This is a genomic window from Nonomuraea rosea, from assembly GCF_039539705.1.
Lineage (GTDB): Bacteria > Actinomycetota > Actinomycetes > Streptosporangiales > Streptosporangiaceae > Nonomuraea > Nonomuraea rosea.
Genome location: NZ_BAABDQ010000011.1, coordinates 193,859 through 216,313 on the forward strand (window position 1 = coordinate 193,859; position 22,455 = coordinate 216,313).

A 22,455-nucleotide genomic window follows, 5' to 3' on the forward strand; every position below is an offset into this window, starting at 1 on the left:
CCGTCAGTACGCCGGGTAGCCGGGCGCGAAGGCGGGCGGGGACGGCAGGTGCTGCTCCTGGGCGTCGCTGATCTTACGGATGACGCCGATGGCCAGGAGAGCCGCGATCAGCATGAGCGCGATGCTCACCACGTCGAACCGCGCGGCGGCGGACAGCGAGTCCAGCTCGTCCGCGCCGAACAGCAGGCGCCCGCCCAGGTTCGACACCAGGCTGCCGATCAGCCAGGCCGCCCACCAGCCGTTGATCAGGCCCTTCGAGGGCGAGGACTCGCGGCCGGCGAGAGTGGAGGCGTACCAGATGTCGTCCACGATCTGCTTCGGGAACCAGAAGTTCACGATCGGCACCGCCCAGCCGAAGAACAGCCAGGCCCTGGAGCGCCGGTGGCCGTCCGGCGAGAGGAGCTCGGCGTTGTCCCTGACCCGGTGCAGCCAGGCGAGGAAGGCCACGACGGCGACGACGTAGACGACGGTCTCCAGGATGCCGGAGAGGCCGTAGACGAAGTCGGCGGTGTTGATCTCCGATTCCGGCACGGACTCCACGTCCACGATCATGCGGTCGACGAGGGCCGCGTACCAGAGGTCGATCACCGCCGCCATGACGCCGACGGCGGAGTCGCAGATGAGCGCCACCACGGCGAAGAGTGCGACGCCGCGCACCGGGCGTAAGGGAGGCGGCGGCGGGGGCGGATACCCCTGGGGTGGCGGGCCGGGAGGCGGGGGGTACATGAGGGCGCGGCCTTTCTGCTGGGGCTGATGGGAAAGCCCCCCAGTATGTCGGGCCAAGAAGCAGAAAAGGATCACTTGTCCGAACGGGCATCCCCTTGTGATCAGCCCGGGATTTTGCACATTCGGTGATTGTCTCCGTGAAAGCGGGCAGTGCCTGGGATGGACGGTCATCATAGGGCAGGGTTGGGAGCATGCCGATGAGGACAGAGCTCGACCGCCTGGCGGGCGGGGCGCACCACGATCCGCACTCCGTGCTCGGCGCGCACCCCGCGTCCGGCGGAGTGGTCTTCCGCACGCTGCGCCCGCTGGCGGAGCGGGTGCGCGTGGTGCTCGAGGACGGTACGGCCCATGACATGAAGCACCTGGCCCATGGGGTGTTCGAGGTCACGGTGGCGGGGCTGGACAAGGCGCCCGACTATGCGCTGAGCGTCCAATACTCCGGCGCGCCCCCGTACGAGGTGCGTGATCCCTACCGGCACTGGCCCACGCTCGGCGAGGTGGACCTGCACCTGATCGGCGAGGGCCGGCACGAGCGGCTGTGGGAGGTGCTCGGCGCCCGGGTGATGGAACACCAGGACGTCGACGGCACCGCCTTCGCCGTCTGGGCGCCGAACGCGCGCGGCATCAGGGTCGTCGGCGACTTCAACCACTGGGACGGCGTCGCCTACCCGATGCGCTCGCTGGGCCGTTCGGGGGTGTGGGAGCTGTTCGTGCCCGGCATCGCGGCGGGCGAGCGGTACAAGTACCAGGTCCTGGGCGCCGACGGGGTGTGGCGCGACAAGGCCGACCCGATGGCCAGGCGCACCGAGGTGCCGCCGATGACGGCCTCCGTGGTCGACAGCTCCGACTACGCCTGGCAGGACGAGGCGTGGCTGGCCGAACGGCGCGAGCAGCAGGCGCTGAGCGCGCCGATGAGCGTCTACGAGGTCCACCTGGGCTCGTGGCGCCCCGGGCTGTCCTACACGGAGCTGGCCGACCAGCTCTCCGACTACGTGGCCGACCTGGGCTTCACGCACGTGGAGCTGCTGCCGGTGGCCGAGCACCCGTTCGGCGGGTCGTGGGGCTACCAGGTGACGTCCTACTACGCGCCGACGGCCAGGTTCGGCACCCCCGACGAGTTCCGCCTTTTCGTGGACCGGCTGCACCAGCGCGGCATCGGGGTGCTGCTGGACTGGGTGCCCGCGCACTTCCCGATGGACGAATGGGCGCTGGCGCGCTTCGACGGCACCCCGCTCTACGAGCACGCCGACCCGGCCAGGGGCGAGCATCCCGACTGGGGGACGTACGTCTTCGACTTCGGGCGCAGGGAGGTCCGCAACTTCCTGGTCGCCAACGCGGTCTTCTGGCTCAAGGAGTTCCACATCGACGGGCTGCGGGTGGACGCGGTCGCGTCGATGCTCTACCTGGACTACTCGCGGCGCGAGGGTGAGTGGACGCCGAACGTCTACGGCGGCAGGGAGAACCTCGACGCGGTCGAGTTCCTCAAGGAGATGAACTCCGTCTGCTACCGCGAGGCGCCGGGCATCTCGACGGTGGCCGAGGAGTCGACCGCGTGGCCGGGCGTGTCACGGCCCGTTCACCTGGGCGGGCTCGGGTTCGGCTTCAAGTGGAACATGGGCTGGATGCACGACACGCTCGAATACCTGCGCCACGAGCCGGTCTTCCGTCAATACCACCATCACCAGATGACGTTCTCGCTGCTGTACGCCTACTCCGAGAACTACGTGCTGCCGCTGTCCCACGACGAGGTCGTGCACGGCAAGGGCTCCCTGCTCGGCAAGATGCCGGGCGACGAATGGCAGCGGTTCGCGCAGCTCCGGGCGTTGCTGGCGTTCATGTGGGCGCATCCGGGCAAGCAGCTGCTGTTCATGGGCGGCGAGTTCGGCCAGGGCTCCGAGTGGTCGGAGGAGCGCGGGCTCGACTGGTGGGTGCTGGAGTTCGACGGGCACCAGGGCGTGCAGCGGCTGGTGCGCGACATGAACCGGATCTACAAGGAGACCCGGGCGCTGTGGGAGCAGGACTGCTCCCCTGAGGGCTTCCGGTGGATCGACGCCGACGACGCCTCGGGCAACACCTTCTCGTTCGTCCGCTACGCGGCCGACGGGTCCGCGGTGGCGTGCGTGGTCAACTTCAGTGGCGGGCCGCACGAGAACTACCGGCTCGGGCTCCCGTACGCCGGGCAGTGGTCGGAGGTCGTCAACACCGACGCCTACGACTACTGGGGCAGCGGCGTGGGGAACATGGGGACGGTCGAGGCGGCCGAGGAGCCCTGGCACGGGCTGCCCTGCTCAGCCACGCTACGGGTGCCGCCGCTCGGCGCCGTCTGGCTCGCGCACGAGGTGACGCCCAAGGGAGTTCAGGACGGGAAAACGGATGAAACTGCCTGAACGTTTGAGGTGCGGCGGCTGAAAGTTCGGTGAGAAACCGGGCAGGGGGCCTGTGCCTGTCCGGTAAATCACCTTAAACTCCGAGATCATCCCCCTCGGAGGACGCGTGCGACTTCGCCCCCTGATCGTGACCTCGATCGCGCTGGCTCTGCTGCCGCTTTCAGGCCCGGCCTATGCAGACGACCCGACGCCCACCCCAGCGCCGAGCGTGTCGGAGCCGGCGCAGCCATCGGCGGATCCCTCCCCAGGGGCCACCGACTCCGCTGCGCCTACCGACTCCGCGACGGCGCCTGAGGACAAGGTCGAGGACGGCTTAGGCGTGGACGGCGGCACCGCGCGGGCCATCGTCGAGTTAGCCGACCCCGCGCAGAACGCCCCCGTGGCGAGCCAGGCGGCGGCCGAGAGCGTGGACGTGGTGCTGCAGCCGCAGAGCCAGACGTTCATGGTCGTCGAAGGCACCGCCGAGGAGCTGGCCAAGCTGGCCGAGGATCCGCGGGTCACCTCCATCCACAGCGACAGGACGTACACGCCCGCCGACGTGAGCCCCAATCTCTCGCTGATCGGCGCGGACCAGGCGCACGCGAAGGGCTTCACCGGGACCGGCCAGGCGGTGGCCGTGCTCGACACCGGCATCGACCGCGACCACCCGTGGTTCGGGAGCAGGCTGGTCAACGAGGCGTGCTTCTCCGCCGTGGAGAGCGGCGTCACGTCGCTCTGCCCGAACGGGGCGACCTCGCAGACCGGAACGGGCGCGGCCGACGCGACCACGGCCAGGTGCCTCGCCGACGGCGTGAACCTGTGCGACCACGGCACCCATGTCGCGGGCATCGCGGCGGGCACCGGCGGCGTCGCGCCGGGCGCGAACATCGTGGCGGTGCAGGTGTTCAGCCGGGTCGACGACGAGGACGTGTGCGGCGAGCCCTCCTGCCTGCTGGCGTTCGAGTCGTCGCTGCGGCAGGCCATGGACTGGGTGGCCGGTCTGACCGAGCCGGTCGCCGCGGTGAACCTCAGCCTGGGCGGCTCGCTGTCCGAGACCGACTGCGACACCAGCGAGGAGGGCGCGGTCTTCAAGCCGAAGATCGACGCCCTGCTGGCCAAGGGCATCGCGACCGTGGTGGCCGCGGGCAACGAGTTCTTCGAAGGGGCCTCCTACCCCGCCTGCATCTCCACGGCGGTGGCCGTCGGCGCGAACGACGGCAGTGACGCCATCGCCGACTTCTCCAACCGCGGAGCGATCGTCGACCTGTTCGCGCCGGGCGTGGACATCGAGTCCTCGGTGCCCGACAACGCGACGACGGTCTACAGCGGCACCTCGATGGCGACCCCGCACGTGGCCGGCGCGCTGGCGCTGATGAAGCAGGCCTCGCCGCAGACGCCGATGGCCGACCTGATCAACACGTTGAAGACCACCGGCAGGCCGTACGTGTACGAGGCCAACGGCGCACAGGTCACCACGCCGCGCCTGGACCTGGCGGCGGCCCTGGCCGGGGCGACGCCGCAGCCGCCCATCTCCCAGTCCCCGACCGCGGATCCGGCCCCCGAGCCCGACCCGTCCGACAGCAGCGGCCCGAGCCCCGAGCCCGACCCCACGGACGCCGAGCCGGAGCCCACGCCGACCTCCTCCACCTCGCCGGTCCCGCTGCCGACCGTCACGGTCACGGTGACCGTCACCCCGACCCCGGCGACGACGGCCGCGGTCTGCACGCGCGGGACGACGGCCAAGAAGCTGTCGGCGAAGAAGTGGTCCGTGGAGATCCACCGCAGCAGCGGCGCGATCCCCGACGCCACGCTCACCTGCTACCTGAAGCTGATCAGCAAGTCGAGCAAGGTCTTCCCCGAGGTGACGAAGGCGTCATCGCTCGGCAAGGCGTACCGGGTGCTGAAGAACACCAAGACCAGCAAGGCCAAGCTCGACAGCGCGCTGCTGACGGCCTGGCTGAACTGGGCGCACGGCACGAACGGCACCACGACCGTCACCGCCGCTGAGAAGGTCCGGCTGAGCGGCAAGTCGTCCGCCACCGCGCTGAAGAAGGCCGCCAAGAACGTCATCAAGACCGTGAAATAACCAAATAATAGGAAAAGCCGGTCACTTCAGACCGGCTTTTTTCTTTGCCCTCAATAAGGCAAAAACGCCTCCATCGTTTCTCTGGTTACATACGTCACTGACATCACAGTTGTCGCAGGTGGGGATGTATGCGGCTGTACGCAAGCCGGGAGGCGTGCCAGCTTCACGGCTCCAGCCTCAAGGTTGTACCTCGGAGGAATACGTGAGGCTACGGTCTCTCCTGGCCTGCGCCACGACGCTGGCCGTGACGTCAGCCGCGCTCTGCGCGGCCCCGGCGCTCAACGCCGACTCCGCCGACACCGGCGATCCCATCATCAGTCCCGCGCTCATCGCGGAGATCCAGTCCAAGGCCAGCGTTCGCTCGATCATCCAGCTCAAGCCTGGCGAAAGCGTGCAGGCCGTCGCCAGCGACCTCGAACAGGCCTCCGAGGGCAGCAGAGTCCTGGAGGCGGCGCAGTCGCCGCACTTCTTCGTCGCGGAGCTGGACCAGCCGACGCTGGTCAAGCTCAAGAAGGACGCCCGCGTCCAGAGCGTCTACAAGGACGAGCTGAGCGCGCCCACGCTGGACGCCAGCACCGCCCTGATCCGCTCGAACCGGGCGAACGACGCGGGCTGGACCGGCCGGGGCGCGACGGTCGCCGTGCTGGACACGGGGATCGACCGGGACCATCCGTTCTTCACCGGCCGGATCGCGGACGAGGCGTGCTTCTCCTCGTCCGACGCCCGCGACGGCACCGTCTCGCTCTGCCCGAACAACCAGCCCAGCCAGATCGGCGTCGGCGCGGCCAACGCCGAGACCACGCAGTGCGTCGTCAACGGCACGAACGCCTGCTCGCACGGCTCGCACGTGGCCGGCATCGCGGCGGGCAGGAGCACCACGGGAGCGCCGTCCGACGGCGTCGCCCCCGCGGCGGGCCTCCTGCCGATCCAGGTCTTCAGCCGCGTGGACAACCCCCTGGTCTGCGCGATCGGCGGCACCAGGGCGCCGTGCTTCCTCAGTTACACCTCTGATCAGAAGCTGGCGCTCGAATACGTGGCCAGGGTCGCCAGGACCCTGAACGTCGCCTCGGTGAACATGAGCCTCGGCGGCGGCGGCCCGTTCAGCGAGGCCTGCGACACCAACGCCACGGCCGCCGCGGTCAAGCCCGACTTCGACGCGCTGATCGCCCTCGGCGTGGCGCCCGTGGTGGCGGCGGGCAACAACGGCTTCCCGAACGGCGTCTCCTCGCCCGCCTGCATCTCGACGGCGGTCACGGTGGGCGCGACCGACGACAGGGACGCGCTGGCCACGTTCACCAACCGGGGGCCGCTGCTCGACCTGTTCGCGCCGGGCGTGGACATCAACTCCTCGGTGCCCGACGACGCGTACGACGTCAAGAGCGGCACCTCGATGTCGGCACCGCACGTGGCCGGCATGTTCGCCCTGATGAAGCAGGCGTACCCGAACATGACGGTCGCGCAGAGCCTGCAGCGGCTGCAGGCGACGGGGACGGCCGTCACCTATGACGTGGCGGGCACCCAGGTGCGCACGCCGCGGATCGACGCGGAGCGGGCCACCGCCGCCTCCGGCGCGGGCGCGGATCCCCGCGTCTGACCCTGTTCGACGGGCCGGATCCGCACATCCGGCCCACGAGCGGCGAGATCCCCCATTCCCTGTTTCTGCCGGTCGGCACATTTTGATTTGTGTCGCTTAGGGTGGCTTCTATGGACGCAGGCAGGGCGATCTTCGAAACCGTCGACAAGCTTCGCCAGCGGCGCACTGGCCCGCTGGTGCTGGAGCTCGATCTCACTGAAGGCATTACCGAGGGCCCGCCGGCCGATCCGCTCGCCGCGGTGCTGTCGATGCGGAAGACGCGACTGGCCGACGTTCTGTCCGGGCTCAAGCGCGCCGGGCAGGACTCCAGGGTCAAGGCGCTCGTCGTCAAGATCGGCAGTGCCCCGCTGGGCCTGGCCATGGTGCAGGAGCTGCGTCAGGCCGTGGTCCACTTCCGGGCCTCCGGGAAACTGACCGTCGCGTTCGCGGAGACGTTCGGCGAGTTCGGCGGCGGCACGATCCCCTACTACCTGGCCAGCGCCTTCGAGCGGATCTGCCTGCAGCCGAGCGGCGACGTCGGGCTGACCGGGGTGGCGCTGGAGCAGCGCTTCTTCAAGGGCGCCCTGGAGAAGGCCGGCGTCGGGTACGAAGCCGGCCAGCGGCACGAGTACAAGACCGCGGTCAACACCTTCACCCAGGACCACATGACCGAGCCTCATCGCGAGTCCATGAGCCGGATCGTGGAGTCGGTCACCGAGAGCCTCGTGGCGGGCATCGCCGAGGGCCGGCAGCTCGACCCGGGCAAGGTGCGCGAGCTGATCGACCGCGGCCCGTTCACGAGCGCGGAGGCGCAGGAGGCCGGGCTGGTCGACGAGCTGGCCTACCGCGACGAGGTCTACGACGAGGCCAAGCGGGCGGCGGGCGGCGAGGCCCACCTGCTGTACGTCTCCAAGTACGCCAGAAGCGCGGCGGTCAAGAAGCTGCCCAACCCGATGGCCGACGGGGTCGCGCTGATCCACGGCACCGGCATGATCAAGGGCGGGCGCAGCGGACGCAGCCCCCTGGGCGGCGGCGGGGCGATGGGCTCCGACACGATCAGCTCCGCGTTCCGCGCGGCCAGGCGCGACGAGCACGTCAAGGCCGTCGTGTTCCGGGTGGACAGCCCCGGCGGCTCGTACGTGGCCTCCGACACGGTGTGGCGCGAGGTGACGCTGACCCGCAAGGTCAAGCCGGTGATCGTCTCCATGGGCGACCTGGCGGCGTCCGGCGGCTACTTCGTGGCGATGGCCGCCGACGTGATCGTCGCCCAGCCCGGCACGCTGACCGGCTCGATCGGCGTGTACGGCGGCAAGCCCGTGCTGGCGGAGATGCTGGAGAGGTTCGGCGTCACCTCCGAGATGGTGGCCGCGGGCGCCAACGCCGGGATGTTCTCCCTGTCCCGCGGCTTCTCTCCCGAGCAGTGGGAGCGGATCAACGCCTGGCTCGACCGCATCTACGACGACTTCGTGGGCAAGGTCGCCCAGAGCCGTGACCTCACCCGCGAGCGGGCGCACGAGCTGGCCCGCGGCCGGGTGTGGACCGGCGCCGACGCCAAGGCCAGCGGTCTGGTGGACGAGCTGGGCGGCCTGGAGGACGCGCTGGCCCTGGCCAGGAGGCGGGCCGAGCTGGCCGACGACGCCCCTGTGCGCACCTATCCGCGGCTCAACCCGCTGGAGCGGCTGCGCGGGCCGGAGTCCAGCGAGGACAAGTCGGCCGCGCTGGCCAGGATCCGGCTGGACGCCTGGGGGCCGCTGGCCCGGCTGTCCGCCGAGCTCGGCCTGCCCGCCGCCTCAGGTCCTCTCCTGCTCCCCGAGTGGTACACGATCCGCTGACGGCGGCCGCTGATCAGGTTCCCATCGCGCGGTAGCGGGCGCGGAGGCGTACCAGGGGCTGGAGTGCGGGGTTGAGGTAAGGGACGGCGAGCACGGCGGCGACGTAGAGCGTGTGATCTCCGGCCGGGACCACCTTGGTGGTCTCGGCCTCCAGCGCCGCCACCCCGCCCTCCACCACCAGCGCGTCCGTGTGCGCGCCGCGGTGGTGCGGCGTGCCCGCCACCAGGAGCCGCGCGCTGGGGCGGCCGGGGGTGGCGAAGCGGCTGGCGACGGCGGCCTGGCCGGACGACAACAGGGAGACCGCCCAGCGGTCCTGGCGGAGCAGGACCTCGTTGAGGTAGCCGCTGCTGGTCAGGCTGATCAGGACGAGCGGGGGCGCGAGCGAGACGGACATCACCGCCGAGACGGTGACGCCCAGGTCGTCACGCCCGTCGCGGACGGTCACCACGCCGACGCCGGACGCGAGCTGCGCCATCGCCTCTGTGAACTCGCTCGTGACCTCGCTCACCGCGAGGGCCCCTGAGGAGCCCTCGCGGCGCGGGTCAGCCGAGCCCGTTGGTGCTCAGCCATTCCTTGGCCACCGTGGCGGGCTCGTCCTTGTTGACGGAGATCTTCTGCATCATCTCCAGGAGGGACTCCGTGGAGAGCTTCGCCGAGACGGCGTTCAGCGTGGTCCTGATCGTGTCGCTCGCTCCGGCCTTGTTGAGCAGCGGCGTCACGTTCTGGGCAGGGAAGATGTTCTTGGTGTCCTGAAGGGGCACCAGGTTGTTCGCCGCCATCTTGGGGTCGGTGGTGAACACGTTGCCGACCTGGATCGTGCCGTCCTTCAGGGCGTCAGCCGTGGTCGGCCCGGTGGGCTTCCACTGCTTGAACTCGATCCCGTAGACCTCCTTGAACCGAGCCTCCCACCGCTTCTTGAACTCGGGCGGGCCGCCGACGATCATCGTCTTGGAGACCTTGGCGAGGTCCTCCATCGTGTTCAGCGACTGCTTGGTCTGGGTGTCCTTGCTGATGGACAGGCTGTCCTTGTCCTCGGCGGGCGAGGAGTCGAGCACTTCGAGCTCGGCCGGCAGCTTCTCCTTCAGGGCCGTGTTGACCTCGTCGGTCGTCGCGGCCGTGGCCTTGAGGTCGATGAAGGCGAGCAGGTTGCCGTTGTACTCGGGGACGATCGTCAGACCGCCGCTCTTCACCTGGTCATAGACGGCCTCACGGCTGCCGATGCGCGGCTTCTCCTCGACCTGCACGCCCTTGGCCTCAAGGGCCTGCGCGTAGATCGACCCGAGCAGCACGCTCTCGTCGAAGTCGAAGGAACCAACGATGGCCTTGCCGCCCCCGCCCGAGGCCGACCCGCTGGGAGCCGCGCTCGTGGTGTCGAGCGGGTTGCCCCCTGCGGTGTCACCACCGCCGCCACCACAGGCGGCCAGCGCGAGCATCGCCGTGACGAACACACCTGCGATGCCGTACTTGCGTCTCATCTTGCTTTTCCCTTCTAAGCGGGAGGTAATACCGGAGACTATCGGACCTTAAGCCGCTGACTCACCCCCGGGGAGACCGTCACCTTCTGCACGAGGGCGAACAGGATCTGCACGACGAGGGCGAACAGCACAATCAGTACAGAACCCCCGACAACGCTCGCGTAATCCTTCGTCGCGAAACCGTCGATCACATAGCGCCCCAGGCCGCCGAGCCCGGTGTACGCGGCGACCGTGGTGGTGGCCACGACCTGGATCGCGGAGAGCCGGCAGCCGAGCAGGATCAGCGGCAGCGCGACCGGCACCAGCACCCGCCCGAGCACCTGCCCGCCGCGCAGCCCCATCCCGTACGCCGCGTCGCGCAGCTCGGGATCGACGCCCTTGACGCCCTCGAACGTGTTGACCAGGATCGGCGGCACCGACAGCAGCACCAGCGGAATGATCACCGGCCAGATCGAGGACGTACCGAGCAGCAGCACGAACATCACCAGCAGCCCCAGCGTGGGCAGCGCCCTGGCCAGGTTCGCCGAGACGACGATCAGCACCTCGCCGCGGCCGGTGTGACCGATCAGCAGCCCCAGCGGCATCGCGATCAGCACGGCGAGCAGCAGCGCCAGCGCCGAGAACTCCAGGTGCTCCAGCAGGCGCGCGGGGATCCCGTCGGGGCCCGCCCAGTTCGCGCCGTTGCCGAAGAACTCGGCCAGCCAGGCGAAGAAGTCGGTCAGCCAGCTCATGACCCCGTTCCCTTCCGCGCGCGTACCCAGGGGGTCAGCAGCCGCTGCGCCAGGACCAGCAGGCCGTCGGCGACCAGCGCGAGCGCCACGATGAGCACGATGCCGACGATGACCGGCGGCATGAACGGGTTCTGGTAGGCCCGCGTGAACAGCCCGCCGAGCCCGCCCTGGCCGATCAGCGCGCCCACGCTGACCAAGCTGATGCTGGAGACCGCGACCACCCGCAGCCCGGCCAGCACGACCGGCACCGCGATGGGCAGCTCGACCGTCAGCAGCCGGCGCGCCGGGGTGAAGCCCATCGCGACCGCCGACTGGCGTACGTGGTCGGGCACCGAGCCCAGCCCGTCGACGACCGCGGGGATCAGCACCGCCATGCCGTAGAAGGTGAGCGGGATGATCACGGTGGTCTGCGACAGGCCGGTCACCGAGATCAGCAGCATGAAGACGGGCAGCGAGGGGAGCGCGTAGATGACGTTCATCAGCCCGGAGGTGGGCTGGTAGAGCCAGCGGTAGCGGACGCAGGCCAGCCCGAGCGGCAGCGCCACGACCAGCGCGACCAGGATCGGCACCAGAGACATCGTCAGGTGGTCGGTGAGCAGGTTCTTGATGCTGTCGACCCGGCCGGTGTCCCAGTTGCGCGCGATCCACTCCCAGATCGTGGGGGGACCGTCACCCATCTGCGGCCTCCGCCAGCGCCTCGTCCAGCGCCTCCCTGGTGGCCACGCCTGCGACCTTGCCGTCCTCGTCCACGGCCACGGCGCAGCCGGACGGGGACAGCAGCGCCGCGTCGAGCGCCGAGCGCATGGAGTCGCGACCATGCGTGTACGTCCCGTACGACTCCAGCTCGCCGGGCCGCGATCCGGAGATCCACCCGAGCGGCCGGCCGGCGTCGTTCACGACCAGCAGCCACGGCTCGTCCGACGGGCCCGTGGCGCCTTCCTTCACGGTGAGGTCGGTGCGCAGGCGCAGGCGCTCCGTCGAGACGAACTGCAGCCGCCTGATCCCCCTGTCGTGCCCCAGGAACTCCCTGACGAAGTCGTCGGCCGGCTCCGACAGCAGCGTCTTGGGGTCGGCGAGCTGCGCCAGCTTGCCCCCGACCCGCAGCACGGCCACGCGGTCGCCGAGCTTGATGGCCTCGTCGATGTCGTGGGTGACGAAGACGATCGTCTTGTTCAGCTCCGCCTGGAGCCTGAGCAGCTCCTCCTGGAGGCTCGTGCGCACGACCGGGTCCACCGCGCTGAACGGCTCGTCCATCAGCAGCACGGGCGGGTCGGCGGCGAGGGCCCTGGCCACGCCCACGCGCTGCTGCTGCCCGCCCGAGAGCTGGAACGGGTAGCGCCCGGCGAAGGCCGGGTCGAGCCCGACGCGTTCGAGCAGCTCCATGGCCCTGGCCCGAGCCTTCTTACGGTCCCAGCCGAGCAGGTAGGGGACCGTGGCGATGTTGTCGATGATCTTCCTGTGCGGGAAAAGCCCGGCCTGCTGGATGACATAACCGATGCCGCGCCGCAGCGTGGGCGGGTCGATGCCCTGCACGGGCACGCCGTCGAGGAGGATCTGGCCCTCCGTGGCGTCGATCATGCGGTTGATCATCCGCAGAGAGGTCGTCTTCCCGCAGCCTGACGGGCCGACGAACACGGTGATCTCACCGGTGGGCGCCTCCAGGCTGAGGCTGTCCACGGCGACCGTTCCGTCTGGGTAGCGTTTGGTGACAGCGTCGAATGTGATCACGCGCGACTCTCGCTTTTAGGGCTTTTTGGCAGGGGCCGCGGCCCCCCTGCCACGACCGCCGCATGATCTATCGGACCACAGACTACGGCGATCCGGACCTTCCTGTCCCGTTGGACCGTGCTTAAACGCTTCACTGACCAGGGAGATTCACACGAAATCCTGATCTGGTAGTGCGCCAGACCCACTGTGTTGGCATGATTACCCCCACAAACCTCCGACGCCGCAACCCTCACTCCCCTCAGCCTCCGCACAAACAGCAAGAGGATCCGGCCCGTGTCCCAGCCGCTCACCGGTCAGCGCCATCGCGCAGAAGTGATCGCAGAGCTCTACGACCGTTATGCCGCCGGGCTGTTCGCGTACTGCGCCGACCAGCTCGGTGACCTCGGCTCCGCGTCCGACGTCCTGGTGGCCGTGCTCACCAGCGTCCCCGACGCCGAGCCTCCACGTGCTGCCCTCTACGCCCTGGCTCGCCGCGAGATCCACCGGCGGGACGTCACCTACTCTCCCCCCGCGGTCGACGCCCTCGTCGATCCGGCTTCCGCGCTCGTTGAGCGCACCCTGCGGGAGCTGCGCCCGCATCAGCGCGAAGTGCTGATGCTGTGCGCGGTCTGCGGGCTGAGCAAGGCCGAGCTGGCCTGGGTGCTCGACGTGGCGCCCGACACCGCCGGTGAGCTGGCGGTGGGAGCCGGGCACCGGTTCCGGCAGGCGCTGGGAACGGCGCTGCTGAACCTCGGCGCCCGCGTGCCCAGCCAGGCGGCCGACGTCTACGGCGCACTCGGCATCGCGCCGCTGGACGACGTGCTGCGGCGGCTGCCGTGGCCGGCGCCGCCGGGCGGGCTGCGCGTCTACTTCGCGGGCTCCCGCTCCCCCGCGCCGGGACCGTTGTTCGTCAAGCCGCGCTGGCCGGCCCCGCCGGTCTGGCCGCAGCCGCTGGCGAAGGCCGATCCGGCGAGCAGCACAGTGATCTTCCCCGCCGAGCTGATGTCGCCGCCCGCGCCGTCGCGGGTGCCCGTGCACGACGCGACCACGGCCCCGATGCCCAAGGTGCGCGACCGGTACGACCCCCTCGACACCGCGAGGCCGCTCAGGGACCCCCTGGGGTCGGCCAGGCCGCTCAGGGACCCGCTGGACACCGGCCGGTCGCTCAGGGATCCGCTGGGGGCGTCCAGGCCGTGGGAGCAGCCGTTCTTCCTGTCCGCTCCCGATGACCCGGACGACCTCGGGCCGTTCGCGACGGGGGATGTGATCCTGCCCAAGGACTCACCCGAGCCGTTCGCGACCGGTGACGTGATCCTGCCCAAGGACGCGCTGGAGCCGTACGTGCCCGGTGACGTGTTCGGCGACGTGCTGGTGCACAAGGGGCCGGCGCGTCCGGTCCAGGAGCCGCCGCCCTTCGCCGAGCAGCCGCCGGGCCTGCCGTCGGGGTGGGCCGGCGTCCCGCCGCTGTCGCGCCCCGACGTCCCGCCGTCGGGATGGGTCGGCGTCCAGTCGGTGTCGCGCCCCGACGTCCCACCGTCGGGGTGGGCCGCCGCTCAGCCGCTGTCGCGGGCCGACGTCCGGCCGGCGCCGTGGGCGCCGCTCCGGCAGTCGTCCCGGCCGGAGGAGCCGCTGCAGGAGGCGGCTCCGCTGTTCAAGCCGCGCGCCAAGCCGGGACCCAAGTCCGGTGGTAAGACCGGCGCCAAGCACGGTGGTAAGTCCAGCAATAAGCAGGGCGGCAAGCGCGGCGGGCAGTCCGAGGAGCCGGTCTACCGGCTGCCGATGACCGAGGAGCCGCGCGAGGAGCCACCCGCCGCGGAGCCGTTCGGCGGGCCGTCCCTCGCGAAGCCGTCCCTCGGCAGGCCGTCACCGGGTGAGCCCGGCAGGCTGTCGGCCGGTGGGCCGCTCCGGGCGGCCGGGCAGGGGCCGTCGTCCATGCTGGACCCGCGTCCGATCCGCGCCAGGCCCATGCCCAAGCGGCGCCCGGTCGTGACGAGGCGTCCGCAGAAGCAGCGGCGGCGCAGGGACCGCCACTACGACTGGGCCTGGGAGCTGATCGGGTTCCTGGTCTGCGTGGTGATCGCGATGATCGTGTTCTTCTCCGTGCCGATCTTCATCGACTGACGCCGGCGTTCGCGAGCGGGCCGCCTCCGGCCCGCTCGCGGGCTCCCGCTGATGTCACATTTCCGCCGCGCCCCGAGTCATAGCTCTGACCGAACACATCGGAACGACCTGACTCGGAGGCACGGAACATGGAAGCACGGATGGGCAACCCGGCGGGTGTCGTTCCCGGGGCCATGCAGGCCCTGCTCACCCTCGGCAGGACCGTCGGCGGCGCGGGCGTGCCGACGCAGCTGCGCAACCTCGTCTACCTGCGGGCGAGCCAGATCAACGGCTGCAGCGTGTGCGTCGACATGCACGCCCGCGACCTGAAGAAGAACGGCGAAACGGACGAGCGGCTCTGGTCGGTGGCGGGGTGGCACGACGCGCCGTACTTCACCGACGCGGAGCGGGCGGCGCTGGCGCTCACCGAGGCCGTCACCCGGATCGGCGACCGGACGGACCCCGTTTCCGACGCGGTGTGGAACGAGGCCGCCGCCCACTTCTCCGAGACCGAGCTGGCCGGCCTGATCATGGCCATCGCCGTGGTGAACCTGTGGAACCGGCTCAACGCCTCCACCCGCCAGGTGGCCGGCGCGTGGACCGGCTGATCAGCCGGACGACAGGATCAGGCCGCTCGTCGGCACCCCCGTCCCGGCGGTGACCAGGACGTTCGTGACGCCGGTGAGCTGGTTGGCCGCGGTGCCCCTGATCTGGCGCACGGCTTCGGCGATGCCGTTCATGCCGTGGATGTAAGCCTCCCCGAGCTGCCCGCCGTGCGGGTTGACGGGGAGGCGGCCGTCCAGCTCGATGCCGCCGTCCTTGAGGAACTCCGGCGCCTCGCCGCGCCCGCAGAAGCCCAGCTCCTCCAGCTGGGCCAGGACGAACGGGGTGAAGTGGTCGTACAGGATGGCGGTTTGGATGTCTTTGGGCGACAAGCCCGACATTTCCCACAATTTTCGGCCGACGACTGACATCTCCGGGAGGCCGCTCATGTCGTCGCGATAGTAGCTGGTCATCATCATCTGACCTGCTCCCGAGCCCTGGGCCGCGGCCGTGATCATCGCCGGGGATCTGCGCAGGTCGCGGGCCCGTTCGGCGGAGGTCACGACCAGGGCCACCGCGCCGTCGCTCTCCTGGCAGCAGTCGAGCAGGTGCAGCGGCTCCACGATCCACCTGGACGCCTGGTGCTCGGCCAGCGTGATCGGCCGCCCGTGGAACCAGGCCGCCGGGTTGGTGGCCGCGTGCCTGCGCATCGCCACCGCCACCCGGCCGAAGTCCTCGGATGTCGCGCCGTAGGTGTGCATGTACCGGCGCGCGAACATCGCCACCCACGCCGCCGGGGTCATCAGCCCGTACGGGACGTGCCAGCTCATCTCCAGCCCCTGGGAGGAGGGCTCGCCGGACAGCCGGGAGTTCGGCTGGCCGAAGCGGCGTCCCGAACGCTCGTTGAACGCCCGGTAGCAGACGACCGTCTCCGCCATCCCCGTCGCCACGGCCATGGCCGCGTGGGCCACGGTCGCGCAGGCCGCGCCGCCGCCGTACTCGACGCGGGAGAAGAAGGTCAGGTCGCCGATCCCGGTCTCCCTGGCGACGGCGATCTCCTGGTTGGAGTCCTGGCTGTAGGTGACCATGCCGTCCACGTCGCCGGGCGACAGGCCGGCGTCGTCCAGCGCCGACAGCACCGCCTCGGCGGCCAGCCGCAGCTCAGAACGCCCCGACTCCTTGCTGAACTCGGTGGCACCGATGCCGGCGATGGCCGTGCGCGCGCTCAACAACGCCTGCTCTCCTTCTGTGATCTCACGTAACCGGAAAGGGGGCCGGGAGGGTGAAGGTGACGGTGCCGGTGGCGTGGTCCCCCAGGCTCACCTTGCCGCGCACCTCGGCGGTGAACCGGCCGTCCTCGTGCGCCACGATCGTCCCGCCGAAGCTCAGCCGGTCCCCCGCGTACGCGGGGACGCCGAGCTTGACGTCGATGCGCCTGATGACGGCCCCGGGGCCGGTCCAGTCGGTGACGTAGCGCTCGACCAGGCCCATGGTGGTCAGGATGTTGAGGAAGATCTCCTTCGAGCCCTGCGCCCTGGCGATCCCGGTGTCGTGGTGCACCGGGGTGAAGTCCATGGTGGCCAGCGCGGTCGAGACGACCACGGTGGGCGTGAGCTCGATCGACAGCTCCGGCAGCGCGGCGCCGATCCGTACCTGATCCTCGGTCAGCGTCATCACGGCTCCCGCGGCGTCCACATCGGGAGGACGAGCCGGTCGTCCATCGGGCGATACGTCACGCGCAGCGGCATGCCGACACCTACTTCCTCGATCGGGCAGTCCACGACGTTGCCCACCATCCGCACTCCTTCGGGCAGCTCCACCACGGCCACCACGAACGGGGTCACGCGGCCGGGCACGGGCGGGTGGTGGTGGACGACGTAGCTGTAGAGGGTGCCCTCGCCGCTCGCGACCACGTGGGTGCGGTTGGCCGATCGGCACTGGGGGCACATCGGGCCGGGCGGGTGGCGCAGCTCGCCGCAGTCGGCGCAGGTCTGGATGCGCAGCTCGCCTGCCCGCACGCCGTCCCAGAAGAAGGCGGTGTCCTGGTTGACCGCGGGCTGCAGCGGGTACGCCGCCCGCTCCTCCTTCACCGGCCTGGTCACCGGCCTGAACTTCAGCACCCTGAACAGCATCTCGGCGACCGGCTCGTCCTCGCTGTACCAGGTGACGGTCCAGGTGGCGAAGTAGCCGACGCCGAGGGCCGTCCTCTTGGGGCCTGCCAGGTCGGTGAACCTGGTGCCGGGGGTCAGGACCTCGCCGAGGCGCGCGTACCGGTGATAGGTCTGCTCGCAGTTGGTCGCGACCACGCCCGTGTAGCCGTTGGCGTTCAGCGCGGCCAGCAGGTCGTCCACCGGCGAGCGGTCCTTGGCCGCGGGCCGCACGCCCGGCATATTCCAGACCTGGGCCATCGCGGGCGGGGCCACGCCCTGGTCGAGGTAGGCCGGGTTGGCGTCGCCCATGGCGTCCAGCCAGTGCCTGATCATGGGGACGTTCACGGGGTCGGCCGCCGGGGCGCCACGCAGCTCGCCCAGCGCCACCTGCTTGGCCGCGAGCTCGTGCAGCTCCTCGTCGGTCATCTCGCGCTGCTCGGTGATCTCGGCGGTCATCGGGGCGGCCTCGGCAGATTCAGGCCGAGCATCGCGATCAGCTCGCGCTGCACCTCGTTCACCCCGCCGCCGAACGTCAGCACCACCGCCCCCTTCACGCCGTGGTCCACGCGTTCGAGCAGCTCGGCCGTCTCCGGGTCGGACGGGTCGGCGTACCTGGCCAGGATGTCGCCGACGAGCCGGCCGACCTCCTGCATCCGCTCGGAGCCGTAGATCTTGGTGGCCGACGCGTCGGGCGCGCCCAGCCAGCCGAGGTCCATGTTCGCGGCCACCTGCCAGTTCAGCAGCTCGTTCGTGCGGTAGGCGGCCCACACCCTGGCCAGCGCGCGCCGCACGTCCGGGTTCTCCACCAGCCCCGAGCGGCGGGCCCAGGCGAGGAAGCGGTCATACGTCTGGCCCAGGTTGCCGGCCGGGCCGAGGGTGACGCGTTCGTGGTTGAGCTGGTTGACGATCAGGTCCCAGCCCTTGTCCACCTCGCCGACCACCATGTTCACCGGGACGCGGACGTCGGAGTAGTAGGTGGAGTTGGTGTGGTGGCGGCCGTCCATGGTGACGATCGGCGTCCAGGAGTAGCCGGGGTCGTCCGTGGCGGCGATCATCATGGTGATGCCCTTGTGCTTCTTGGCATCGGGGTTCGTGCGCGCGGCCAGCCAGATGTACTGGGCGTAGTGCGCGCCGCTGGTGAAGATCTTCTGGCCGTTGACGACGTAGTGCTCGCCGTCCAGCACCGCCGTGGTCCGCAGGGAGGCCAGGTCGGTGCCCGCCTCCGGCTCGCTGTAGCCGATCGCGAAGTGGCACTCCCCCGCCAGGATGCGCGGCAGGAACAGGTCCTTCTGCTCCTGGGTCCCGTACTGCATGAGCGTGGGCCCGACCGTCTGCACCGTGATGATCGGGTACGGGACGCCGGCCCGCGCTATCTCGTTGGCGAAGATCTGCTGCTCCAGCGGGCCGTAGCCGCCTCCGCCGTATTCCTTGGGCCACCCGAGCCCCAGCTTGCCGTCGCGGCCGAGGCGGCGGCAGTGCTCCATGTACGCCTCGCCGAACGGGTCTTCGGCGATCTTCCTGCGATCCTCGTCGCTGAGGCAGCCACGGAAGTACGCGCGCAGCTCGTCGCGCAGCCCGCGCTGGTCAGCGGTCAGGTCGATCAGCATCAGAGTAGCGCTCCGATCAGGTCGAGCTGGGCGTCGGCGCCGCCGAGCAGGTGGGACAGGTGCTTGGCCTGGGCGAAGTAGCGGTGCAGCGGGTAGGTCACGTCGAGCCCGAGCCCGCCGTGCAGGTGCTGGCAGGTGTAGAGGGCCTTGACCGCCTCGCTCACGTGATACCCGGCCAGCGCCAGGTCGTCCTCGGCCGGCAGCCCTTCGCCCAGCCGCCAGGCCGCCGACCACACGGCCACGTCCAGCGCCCGTCCCGCGATGTAGACGTCGGCGATCTGCATCGTCACGGCCTGGAACTCGGCCAGCGCCCGGCCGAACTGCTTGCGCGTCCTGATGTAGGCGGTGGTCAGCTCCAGCGCCCCGGCCAGCACGCCGCTCGCCTGGGCCGCGACGGCCGCGGTGTAGAGCCGCCTGATCCCGGCGACCGCCTCGTGCCCCGCCACCCGCTCGGCGGGAGTGTCGTCGAGCACGACCGTGACCGCGGGCTCGCCGGTGGCGGTGTACTCCGCACTGGTCCGCGGCGACTCCACCAGGAACAGCCCTTCGTCGGCGGTGACCAGCACCGCGTCCTCCGGGTAGGGCACCGAGACCTTGCGGCCGGTCAGCGCCCAGCCGCCGCCTTCCTCGCGGGCCGTCGTCAGCGGCGGGTCGGCCAGCGCCCGGCCGGGCTCGCGGAGCGCGAGCGTGCCCCTGCTGATCCGCCGCTGCTGGGCCGGGGTGCCGTAGCGGGCCAGGGCCAGCGTGCTCACCAGCGTGGGCAGCGCCGCGACCGGTGCCGCCCGCGCGCCCACCTCCCGCAGCACCACGGCCATCTCCACCGGCCCGAGCCCGGCGCCGCCCGCCTCCTCCGAGGCGCACACGCTCATGAGCCCGGCCTGCCACAGGCCGTCCTCGCCCCCGTCCCTGGCGAGGACCTCGGCCGCCAGCTTCTTCAGCTCCTGCTGGGTTTCGTCCAGGTTGAAATCCATCAACTCTCCAAGAGGTGGTGCCTGCCGTGCCGGTCGAACTCCTCCTCGATCGCCTTCACGTCCGCGTCGGTCAGCGGCCTGAGCCCGGCGGGCGTACGCCACCAGACCGGGTCGGCGGTGCGCCACGACTCCCCCGCGAGGAGCCGCTTGATCACCTTGTGCGACGGCGTCTGCGGCAGACGATCACAGAGGCGGATATATCGGGGTATCGACTTGGCGCCCAGATCGCGGCGGGACGCCAGGAAGGCGGCGAACGCGGCCGGGTCGAAGGCGCCCTCCAGGACGAGCGCCGCCATGACCTGGTCGCCGGCCGCCGCGTCGGGCACCGGGTAGACGGCCGCCTCGATCACCCCGCCGAACTCCCGCAGCGCGGCCTCGATGGGCGCGACCGCCAGGTTCTCGCCGTCCACGCGCAGGCGCTCGGTGCCCCGGCCGGCGAAGAACACGTAGCCGTCCGCGTCCGCGTAGGCCAGGTCGCCGGACCAGAACGCGCCGTCCCTGATCCGCTCGGCGTCCGCCTCGGGGTCGTTGTAGTAGCCCTCGAACAGCCCGAGCCCGGCCGTGTTGACCAGCTCGCCGACGGCCTCGTCCGGGTTGAGCAGCCGGCCTTCCGTCACGCGGCCCGGCGGGCACGGCCGGCCGGTGAAGGGGTCGAGGATCCGCACGCCCTCGGGCAGCCTTCCGAGGCAACCGGGCGGTCCCGCCGGGTCGGGGGTGAGCGAGACGGCGGTCTCCGTGGACCCGAAGGCGTCGATCACGTGGCAGCCGAACCGCTCCCCGAACCTCCTGGTCGCCACCGCGCTGCCCTCGTTGCCGAACGCGATCTTGAGCGGGTTGTCGGCGTCGTCCGGGTGTTCCGGGGTGGCCAGGACGTAGGAGAGCGCCTTGCCCACGTAGTGCAGGTATGTCCCGCCGTACCGTCTGATGTCGGGCAGCAGCCCCGAGGCCGAGAACCTGCGCCGCAACGCCAGCGCCGCCCCCGAGGCCACGGCCGGGGCGTAGGCGGCCATCAGGGCGCCGGAGTGGAACAGCGGCATCGAGCAGTAGACGACGTCGGCGGGTGAGAGCAGGGCCGCGAGGCTCGTGCCCGGCACGGCGATCTTCCGCTGCGAGATCCGCACCGCGCGGGGCCGGCCCGAGGTGCCGGAGGTGAAGATCAGCATCACCAGCTCGCCGGGGCCGGGCGGCGCACTCGCCGTGACCGGCACGCCTTGTGTCCCCGGCTCGTCCGCCTGCGGCTCCTCCAGGTCGAGGGTCTCGATCCCCAGGGCCTCCGCCACCGGGCGGGCGATCCCGGCGTAGGGGCCGTCCGCCAGCAGGAGGTCCACGCCGGTGGCGCGGGCGTCGCGGATCAGCTCGTCCACCGAGCGGGTGGGGTTCAGGGCGACGACCACGTGCCCGCTCAGCGCCGCGCCGCCCACGAGGAAGACCAGGCCCGGGACGTTCTCGCTGAGCACGCCGACGTGCAGCCCCGTGCCGCGTCCGGACAGCCACTTCCCCGCGGCCCGGCAGGCGGCGACGTGCGCGCGCCACGACCACACCGCGTCCTCGAACATCAGCCCAGGTCGATCGTCCTCGGCCCGTGCGAGGAGCAGGGAAGCGAGGGTGTCCGCGGTCATCGCTCCTCCAGCAAGCGCTAGGTACGCCGAATCGCAAACTAGAACAGATTCTAATATCTGTCCAGTGGCCGTCCATGACGATAAGTCGCGACATATGCGCGTAACGCCGTAGACATGGGCCTATACGGCTTCTTTGTGACTCGCGAGTAACAAGCCGCGTTATCGAGAAATCAGATAACGTGTTCTTATGCGTACCTCGCACGCGGCAATCGCCGCGCCCTCCAGCGACACCGAGGGGACCATGGAGACCCACGCCACGCCGCCGGGCGGGCACAGCGTCCGTACGCGCAGCCAGCACCAGCGCCGCAAGCGCATCGTCCAGGCCGCTGCCGCGCTGGCCTCGCGCGGCGGGGTGGAGGCCATGCAGATGCGCACGGTGGCCGAGCGCGCGGGTGTGGCGCTCGGCACCCTCTACCGCTACTTCCCCTCCAAGATGGACCTGGTCGTGGCGGTGGTCGGCGAGGAGATCGACCTGCTGGAGAGCAGCATCGAGCGCCGTCCGCCCGGCGCCTCGACGCCGTCGAGCCGCGCGGTGGACGTGCTGATGCGCGCGACCAGGGGGCTGATGCGCGAGCCCGAGCTGGCCGACGCGCTCATCCGATCGCTGATCATGGCGGAGGTGCAGACGCCGTTCGGCGACCGTATGACGGGGCTGCTGCTGCGCGTCTCGGCCGACGGCCTGACGCTGGAGCAGGCCAGCGAGGAGCAGCTGGACCTGGCGGGGTCGCTGGCCAGCGTGTGGGTGCAGGAGCTGCTGGAGATGCTGCGCGGCCGCCGCACCTATGACCAGATCCAGCGCCGCATCGAAACCGCCTCCGCCAGACTGCTCACCGACATCTGACATTCAGGCCAGCTGTTACGGCTTCGCGCGGTGGGCCGCCAGTCGCCGCACTTCGGCTCCGGCCTTCCAGGGACACGGCCGCTGACCCGTCAGTGGCGCGCCACCGCAACGACGCGCCCAGTGGGCCC

The 22,455-nt window shown here is 70.6% G+C and carries 19 protein-coding genes; 7 read left to right on the forward strand and 12 right to left on the reverse strand.

Features of this window, described 5'->3' with window-relative positions:
• Positions 1-3 precede the first annotated feature (3 nt).
• On the reverse strand, positions 4-657 hold the full coding sequence (locus ABEA43_RS25985) for a DUF4328 domain-containing protein (protein ID WP_345565679.1): 654 nt from the start codon (positions 655-657) through the stop codon (positions 4-6).
• Positions 658-923: 266 nt separating this feature from the next.
• Here ABEA43_RS25985 and glgB point away from each other — a divergent pair, with 266 nt between their 5' ends.
• The 4 genes from glgB (at position 924) to sppA (ending at position 8,583) form a co-directional block, all read left to right on the forward strand.
• Complete coding sequence (gene glgB / locus ABEA43_RS25990; protein ID WP_345565681.1) at positions 924-3,113, forward strand: 1,4-alpha-glucan branching protein GlgB; 2,190 nt, start codon at positions 924-926, stop codon at positions 3,111-3,113.
• 106 nt (positions 3,114-3,219) lie between these two features.
• Positions 3,220-5,178: a S8 family peptidase gene (locus tag ABEA43_RS25995; protein ID WP_345565683.1), complete on the forward strand. Its 1,959-nt coding sequence runs from the start codon at positions 3,220-3,222 to the stop codon at positions 5,176-5,178.
• Positions 5,179-5,380: 202 nt separating this feature from the next.
• A complete protein-coding gene (locus ABEA43_RS26000) occupies positions 5,381-6,772 on the forward strand; it encodes a S8 family peptidase (RefSeq protein ID WP_345565685.1) in 1,392 nt (463 codons plus the stop codon).
• 110 nt (positions 6,773-6,882) lie between these two features.
• On the forward strand, positions 6,883-8,583 hold the full coding sequence (gene sppA, locus ABEA43_RS26005) for a signal peptide peptidase SppA (protein WP_345565687.1): 1,701 nt from the start codon (positions 6,883-6,885) through the stop codon (positions 8,581-8,583).
• A gap of 13 nt (positions 8,584-8,596) precedes the next feature.
• Here sppA and ABEA43_RS26010 read toward each other — a convergent pair whose 3' ends face one another.
• From ABEA43_RS26010 to ABEA43_RS26030, 5 genes are all read right to left on the reverse strand, one after another.
• Entirely contained in the window at positions 8,597-9,058 is a 462-nt protein-coding gene (locus ABEA43_RS26010; protein ID WP_425570371.1) for a flavin reductase family protein, read from the reverse strand.
• Between the two features lie 67 nt (positions 9,059-9,125).
• On the reverse strand, positions 9,126-10,058 hold the full coding sequence (locus ABEA43_RS26015) for an ABC transporter substrate-binding protein (protein WP_345565690.1): 933 nt from the start codon (positions 10,056-10,058) through the stop codon (positions 9,126-9,128).
• A 38-nt stretch (positions 10,059-10,096) separates the two neighbouring features.
• The gene (locus tag ABEA43_RS26020; RefSeq protein WP_345565692.1) at positions 10,097-10,789 is read right to left on the reverse strand and encodes an ABC transporter permease; all 693 of its coding nucleotides are present in this window, start codon (positions 10,787-10,789) and stop codon (positions 10,097-10,099) included.
• On the reverse strand, positions 10,786-11,466 hold the full coding sequence (locus ABEA43_RS26025; RefSeq protein WP_345565694.1) for an ABC transporter permease: 681 nt from the start codon (positions 11,464-11,466) through the stop codon (positions 10,786-10,788). Before ABEA43_RS26025 ends, ABEA43_RS26020 begins: the two co-directional genes overlap by 4 nt.
• On the reverse strand, positions 11,459-12,517 hold the full coding sequence (locus tag ABEA43_RS26030) for an ABC transporter ATP-binding protein (RefSeq protein WP_345565696.1): 1,059 nt from the start codon (positions 12,515-12,517) through the stop codon (positions 11,459-11,461). The genes ABEA43_RS26025 and ABEA43_RS26030 overlap by 8 nt, the downstream gene beginning before the upstream one ends.
• Before the next feature lie 273 nt (positions 12,518-12,790).
• On the opposite strand from ABEA43_RS26030, the gene ABEA43_RS26035 reads away from it, so the two are divergent.
• Both ABEA43_RS26035 and ABEA43_RS26040 read left to right on the forward strand, forming a co-directional pair.
• Positions 12,791-14,617 carry an RNA polymerase sigma factor gene (locus ABEA43_RS26035; RefSeq protein ID WP_345565697.1) on the forward strand — a complete coding sequence of 609 codons (1,827 nt, stop codon included), beginning with the start codon at positions 12,791-12,793 and terminating at the stop codon, positions 14,615-14,617.
• A gap of 128 nt (positions 14,618-14,745) precedes the next feature.
• Positions 14,746-15,204: a carboxymuconolactone decarboxylase family protein gene (locus tag ABEA43_RS26040; RefSeq protein ID WP_345565699.1), complete on the forward strand. Its 459-nt coding sequence runs from the start codon at positions 14,746-14,748 to the stop codon at positions 15,202-15,204.
• Here the strand turns inward: ABEA43_RS26040 and ABEA43_RS26045 are convergent, their stop codons facing one another.
• The 6 genes from ABEA43_RS26045 to ABEA43_RS26070 are packed head-to-tail and all read right to left on the reverse strand — an operon-like array spanning position 15,205 to position 21,486.
• Entirely contained in the window at positions 15,205-16,368 is a 1,164-nt protein-coding gene (locus ABEA43_RS26045; protein WP_345565700.1) for a lipid-transfer protein, read from the reverse strand.
• 25 nt (positions 16,369-16,393) lie between these two features.
• Positions 16,394-16,813: a MaoC/PaaZ C-terminal domain-containing protein gene (locus ABEA43_RS26050; RefSeq protein WP_345565702.1), complete on the reverse strand. Its 420-nt coding sequence runs from the start codon at positions 16,811-16,813 to the stop codon at positions 16,394-16,396.
• The gene (locus tag ABEA43_RS26055; RefSeq protein WP_345565703.1) at positions 16,813-17,745 is read right to left on the reverse strand and encodes a bifunctional MaoC family dehydratase N-terminal/OB-fold nucleic acid binding domain-containing protein; all 933 of its coding nucleotides are present in this window, start codon (positions 17,743-17,745) and stop codon (positions 16,813-16,815) included. Before ABEA43_RS26055 ends, ABEA43_RS26050 begins: the two co-directional genes overlap by 1 nt.
• Entirely contained in the window at positions 17,742-18,896 is a 1,155-nt protein-coding gene (locus ABEA43_RS26060) for an acyl-CoA dehydrogenase family protein (RefSeq protein ID WP_345565705.1), read from the reverse strand. The genes ABEA43_RS26055 and ABEA43_RS26060 overlap by 4 nt, the downstream gene beginning before the upstream one ends.
• Positions 18,896-19,867 (reverse strand): acyl-CoA dehydrogenase family protein, encoded by a 972-nt coding sequence (locus ABEA43_RS26065; protein WP_345565706.1) that lies wholly within the window; start codon positions 19,865-19,867, stop codon positions 18,896-18,898. Before ABEA43_RS26065 ends, ABEA43_RS26060 begins: the two co-directional genes overlap by 1 nt.
• A complete protein-coding gene (locus ABEA43_RS26070) occupies positions 19,867-21,486 on the reverse strand; it encodes an AMP-binding protein (protein ID WP_345565708.1) in 1,620 nt (539 codons plus the stop codon). Before ABEA43_RS26070 ends, ABEA43_RS26065 begins: the two co-directional genes overlap by 1 nt.
• Before the next feature lie 187 nt (positions 21,487-21,673).
• Between ABEA43_RS26070 and ABEA43_RS26075 the strand changes: the two genes are divergently transcribed.
• Positions 21,674-22,327, forward strand: a complete 654-nt coding sequence (locus tag ABEA43_RS26075) for a TetR family transcriptional regulator (RefSeq protein ID WP_345565710.1) — start codon at positions 21,674-21,676, stop codon at positions 22,325-22,327.
• Positions 22,328-22,455: the final 128 nt, after the last annotated feature.